The organism is Chitinophaga sp., assembly GCF_036569125.1.
Classification (GTDB): Bacteria; Bacteroidota; Bacteroidia; order Chitinophagales; family Chitinophagaceae; genus Chitinophaga.
Genome location: NZ_DATCRF010000579.1, coordinates 1 through 4,635 on the forward strand (window position 1 = coordinate 1; position 4,635 = coordinate 4,635).

2 protein-coding genes are annotated in these 4,635 nt (G+C 50.1%); both read left to right on the forward strand.

The window, feature by feature from the left end:
* Positions 1-2,769: amino acid adenylation domain-containing protein (locus VIM87_RS21765; protein WP_331999046.1), on the forward strand; the 2,769-nt coding region annotated here is incomplete at its 5' end.
* A partial coding sequence (locus tag VIM87_RS21770; protein ID WP_331999047.1) for a condensation domain-containing protein occupies positions 2,766-4,635 on the forward strand: 1,870 nt, incomplete at its 3' end. The genes VIM87_RS21765 and VIM87_RS21770, both read left to right, overlap by 4 nt.

Consider the following 4,635-nt stretch of genomic DNA (forward strand, 5'->3'; position numbering starts at 1 on the left):
CATGTAATGCACCACATCATCAGCGATGGCTGGTCCATGGGCATTCTCATTAAAGAGTTGCTGCAATTATATAACGCCTATTGCAAGCACAAAGATTTCCCGTTAAGCCCCCTGCGCATCCAGTACAAGGACTATGCCGCCTGGCAGCAGGCGCAGCTTACCGGCGAATCCCTGCAACGGCACAAAGGTTACTGGTTAACCCAGTTTGAAGGCGAGCTGCCCGTGCTGGAGCTGCCGTCAGATAAAGTACGTCCCGCAGTAAAGACCTATAACTCCGGCCTGGTACAGAAAAAGTTCAGCAAACAATTGAACAGCGGTGTTAAGTCGCTGAGCCAGGCGCAGGGCGCTACCCTGTTCATGGGATTGTTAACGCTGGTGAAAGCTCTGTTGTACCGCTACACGAACCAGGAAGATATTATCATCGGCACACCTATTGCCGGCCGTGATCATATTGACCTGGAAAACCAGATCGGTTTTTACATTAATACTCTGGCGCTGCGTACCCGTTTTAAAGGAACAGATAGTTACCAGCAGCTGCTGGAACAGGTGCAGCAGGTTACGCTGGGCGCATATGAGCACCAGATGTATCCCTTTGATGAATTGGTGGATGAGCTGCACCTGCAGCGGGATATGAGCCGCAGCGCCCTGTTTGATGTGATGGTGGTACTGCAGAACGAAAGCGATGACCGGCAGGACGTACATTATGTAGATGGCTTGGAGATCAGCGGTTACAAAGGTTTAGTGGACATCGTGAATAAGTTTGATCTCTGTTTCACCTTCATGGAATGGGAAGAGGAGCTGCTGTTAAACCTGGAATACAACAGTGATATCTACGATCATGAAACCATTGAACGCCTGGGTATTCACCTGGAAAACCTGCTGGCGGCGGTTATTGAACAACCGGCTGCACCCATTTATCAACTGGGTTATTTACAGGAAAAAGAAAAACAACAGCTGCTGATCAGCTTTAATGATACCGAACAGCCCTGGTTTGCCGATAACACAGTGGTAGAGCTGTTTGAAGAGCAGGTACGGCAAACACCGGATAGCATTGCCCTGGTATTTAGAGATACACAGCTTACTTACCGGGAGCTGAATGAAAAAGCTAACCAGCTGGGCCATTACCTGCGGCAGCAATACAATGTGCAGCCCGATGACCTGGTAGGCATTACCCTGGAACGCAGTGAGCAAATGGTGATAGCCATCCTGGGCGTGTTAAAATCCGGCGCCGCTTACGTGCCCATTGATACGGAATACCCGCAGGACCGTATTGAATACATGATAACAGACAGCCGCTGCAAAGTGTTGCTGGATGCAGCAGAGATGGAACGTTTTGCTGCCGCTGAAAAATATGCAGGCGCCGATCTGCCTGTGCTGCACAAACCGGCTAACCTGGTATATGTGATCTATACCTCCGGCACCACCGGCAAACCCAAAGGCGCTATGATAGAACACGGCGCGCTGGCAGCAAGGATCGCTTACTTTAAACGCTCTTATGGCATTACCGCCGGTGATAATATCCTCTTTTACCGCTCCTTCAGCTTTGACGGCGCCATCGAAGAATACCTGCTGCCACTGCTCACTGGCGCCCGCTGCTGTATTGCACCCATGGACTTTAAGCAGGACATCATTAACAACTGCATTGAATACATTGAACAGTACGGGATCACTAAAATAAATATGCCCCCGGTAATCCTGGGTGAGCTCATGCAGGCAGCCGATGCCGCCACCCTGCATAAATTATCTTCCCTGCGGCATGTGGTGTCAGGCGGTGATAAGCTCACGGCCAACATTATCCGCCTGTTCCTGTCAAAAAGCAAGGCAAGGCTTACCAACGCATACGGGCCTACGGAGAATACGGATGATTCCACCTATTGGGTAACCACCGAAATACCGGTAAATGCCAATGTGCCCATTGGTAAACCGGTTGATAACTCGCAGGTATACATCCTGGATAAGCACCTGCAATTAGTGCCGGTGAGTGTAGCCGGGGAATTGTATGTGAGTGGCGCCGGCCTGGCCAGGGGATACCTGAACAATGAGCTGCTGACCGCAGAGAAGTTTATTCCGAACCCTTTCCGGGAAAATGAGCGCATGTACAAAACCGGTGACCTGGGCCGCTGGCTGCCGGATGGCAATATAGAATTTATAGGCCGTGGCGATGACCAGGTAAAGATCCGCGGTTACCGTATAGAGCTGGGCGAAATAGAAAGCGCGCTCATGAAATACCCGGATATGGAATCAGCAGTGGTAGTGGCCAAAGGCGCGCCGGGAGGGGATAAGGACCTGGTAGCTTACCTGGTAAGTAAAAACGAAATAAACCCAACGGACCTGCGTACCCAGCTGGCAAATACCCTGCCCGCCTACATGGTGCCGGCCCACTTTATACAGCTGGAAGCATTACCGCTGAACCAGAATGGCAAGGTAGACCGTAAAAAGCTGCCCGATCCGGCAGGACTGGGCGTTTATACCGGTGCCGTCTACATAGCCCCGCGGAATGAAACAGAAGAAAAGCTGGTGCTTATATGGCAGGAGCTGCTTGGCAAAGAGCGTATAGGCGTAAAGGATAACTTCTTTGAGCTGGGCGGCCATAGCCTGAAAGTAGCGCAGCTCATCTCCCGTATCAACCTGGCCTTCCAGGTACGTATTAACATTCAAAGCATTTTCAAAGACCCCACTATAGAGAATATCGCAGAACAGATCAGCTTTATTCTTGAACAGAACAGGCACAAACAAAATACATCAGCGTTAATTCAAATTGACATATGAAAGAGTTATTAAAGGATATACGTGACAATAATATAGTGCTGGAAGTAGTAGACGGTGAATTAAAGGTATTTGCCGGCGCCGCGGAATTTGACAGATCAGTTATTTCCAGGATCAAAGAACGCAAAAGCGAGCTGGTACAATTCCTGCTGGCCAACAAACAAGGCGCTGCGGAAGATAGCGCCTGGCTGCACATTCCCGTTGCAGCACCGGCAGCCGGTTACCCTTTGTCATCCTCACAGAAACGCATCTGGATCCTGAGCCAGTTTAAGGAAGGCAACATTGCCTATAACATACCCGGCGTATACGTGTTTGAAGGCGGACTGGATGCCGCCCTGCTGGAAGCGGCCTTTAATAAGCTTATTGCCCGTCACGAAATATTGCGTACCATTTTCAGGGAAGATGCTAATGGCGAGATAATGCAGTTTGTACAACCGGCAGATGCCGCTTTCAAATTAGCATACCGTGATCTGAGGGATCAGGATGATGAACAGCTGAAAGCCCTGGTACAGCAGGAGATCAACAAGCCTTTTGACCTGGCTGTAGGGCCCTTGCTGCGCGCCGGTTTATACCAGGTGGCCGACCAGCGGTGGATCTTCACCTATACCATTCATCATATTATCAGTGATGCATGGTCTATGAACGTATTGATCAAAGAGCTGCTGCAATTATACAACACGGATGCAGCAGCAGCTTTAACGCCGCTGCGCATTCAGTATAAGGATTATGCCGTATGGCAGCAGTCGCAGCTGCGGGAAGGCGCTTTGAAAGACCAGCGGAATTACTGGCTGCAGCAGTTTGAAGGAGAGATCCCTGTACTACAGCTGCCTGGTGATAAACCCCGCCCGGTAATAAAAACCTTTAACGGCGGCATTGTAGAAAAACGCCTGCCGGCTGCTGTAAGCAATAAATTGAAAGCGCTGGCACAGGCGCAGGGCGGCACCCTGTTCATGGGTTTACTGGCAGCAGTAAAAGCGCTGTTATTTCGTTATACCGGCCAAACCGATCTTATCATCGGCAGCTCCGTATTAGGAAGGGATAATTTTGAGCTGGAAAGCCAGATCGGTTTTTACCTGAACATCCTGGCCATGCGCACCCGCTTTAATGGTACGGATACTTTCCGGGAGCTGTTTAACAACATCAAAAAAGTAACCCTGGGCGCTTATGAGCACCAGCTGTATCCTTTTGACGAGCTGCTGGATGAGCTGCACCTGCAGCGCGATACCGGCAGAAGCGCATTGTTTGATGTGATCGTGGGCTTACAGAACATGAACAGCATGCCCACCGGCACACAGCAATTAGGCAATGTGAAAGTAAGTGCCTATGAAGGACAGGAACATCAGTATAATAAATTTGACTTCACTTTCCTGTTTGCGGAAGTGGGTGATGAGATCCACGCCAGCATTGGCTATAACAGCGATATTTATAACAGGTCCACAGTAGAGCGTTTGGGCGGTCACCTGGAACAATTGCTGGTAGCAGTGCTCAGCGATCCTGAAATACCGTTAAACCAGGTAGATTATTTAAGCAAAGCGGAAAAACAGCAGCTCTCCATAACCTTTGCAGAAAGCAAGGTGCCTTACCCTGCAGATAAAACCGTAGTACAGCTGTTTAATGAGCAGGCAGCCCGCACACCGGATAACATAGCACTGGCTTTTGAAGGGCAGGAGCTTACGTACCGGCAGCTGCAGGAACAGTCGGACCGCCTGGCCTATTATTTAAGGAGCAGCTACCAGGTAAAAGCCGATGATGTAATTGGCATTATGCTGGACCGCTCCGCCTCCATGATAGTGGCTTTGCTGGGTGTATTGAAATCCGGCGCCGCCTATGTGGCTATTGAACCGGATACCCCGCGCGCACGCAAGGAAT